Raw genomic sequence first — 1349 nt, forward strand, 5'->3', positions numbered from 1 at the left:
GCGGGGCGGGTCCGAGGGGACCGGGGCTCGATTCTACGCCGGTCCGGAGACGAGGAGCAGGGGGTCGACGCCGGCCCGAGGGCCCGAGACCTCCGCCCCTCTCGCCGAGGCCCGCAGACGCGCCGCTACGTCTGGGCCGTAGCGGCGAGTCTGCGGGCCTGGGCGGGTCAGATCCACGACGGCGGCACTCGGCCCGGCTTCGTCCGCGCGGCCACCAGGCCCCGCAGCTGCCGCACGAACAGCTCCCAGTGCCCCGGCCGGAACACGTCGGCGGTCACCCGGATCACCTCCCACCCCTCCGCGCGCAGGGCCGCGTCCCGCTCGCGGTCCTCACGCCACTGCCGGCGATCCGTGCGGTGCTGATCGCCGTCGTACTCGACGGCCACCTTGGCCTCCGCCCACACCAGATCCACGCGAAGCCGCTGTCCCGTGGCGAGGCGGATGCACGGGTTCACCGCGGGCTCAGGGACGCCGTCCAGGACGAGCCGCACCCGCAGCCGGCTCTCCGGCGGCGAGTCGACCCCGGGACGCACGAGCTCCAGCGCCTCCCGGGCCGCGCGGATCCCGCGCACCCGTCCGCGTTCCTCGACGGCGGCGCGCAGCTCGGCCACGTCCGTCACCCCGGGAGGCAGCCGACGGCGGCGGGCCTCCGTCGGGGCGGTCCGCACCATGCTGTCCCCCAGCGCGACGAGATGCTCGAGCGGCCCGGCCTGCGCGGCGAGGTCCACGAACGTCCACCCCGGTGCGGTCACACGCACCCCGTCCACGATCCGCACCGGTGCGTCGGCGCGGAGGCGGTGTGAGCGGATCCCGGCCCGGCTCGACGCGGTGCCGTGGCCGCGCGGGGTCGCGATGTGCACGGACCGGTCGGCGGCGAGCGGCCCGGTCAGCCACAGGCCGAGCACCCGGGCGGCCGTCACGTGGTTGAACACGCCCTCGGGGTGCAGATCCTGCAGCGCCCGCACATGGTCCAGGGGGTCCGGTTCGACGCCGCGCCGGCCCCAGAGCCCCCACCCGAGGGAGACCACGTCCCCGCGCCGCAGCCGGGCCGCACTCACGCCCGCCTCGCGCGCGGCCGGGGTCGAGAACACGGTCGGAGCGCGGAGGAGGCCGTCCAGTCCGCAGCGCATCGGAGGCAGGGGCGCGGGCGAGCGGGGCATGGGCCGAGCGTGCCCGATCCGGGCGCGCCGCCGTCGTCGTCCGCCGGGATCTGTGGACGACGCCCCACCGAGGCCCGCAGACACGCCGCTACATCCTGGCCATAACGGCGCGTCTGCGGGCCTCGGCACCACGGGTCGCCGCCAGACCCCACCCCCCTCCCCACGACGACGGCGTCACCGACCCGGCTC

1 protein-coding gene is annotated in these 1349 nt (G+C 77.1%); it reads right to left on the reverse strand.

The annotated features are described in order from the left end of the window. Positions 1 to 167: 167 nt before the first annotated feature. Positions 168 to 1160 (reverse strand): DUF559 domain-containing protein, encoded by a 993-nt coding sequence (locus tag MHY29_RS12095; protein ID WP_224356283.1) that lies wholly within the window; start codon positions 1158 to 1160, stop codon positions 168 to 170. Positions 1161 to 1349: the final 189 nt, after the last annotated feature.

Source organism: Micrococcus sp. ACRRV (genome assembly GCF_022346985.1).
GTDB classification, from domain to species: Bacteria; Actinomycetota; Actinomycetes; order Actinomycetales; family Micrococcaceae; genus Micrococcus; species Micrococcus porci.

Excerpts from the sequence above, each read along its gene's own strand:
- MHY29_RS12095 (WP_224356283.1), bottom strand. The coding sequence starts at position 1,160 with ATGCCCCGCTCGCCCGCGCCCCTGCCTCCGATGCGCTGCGGACTGGAC.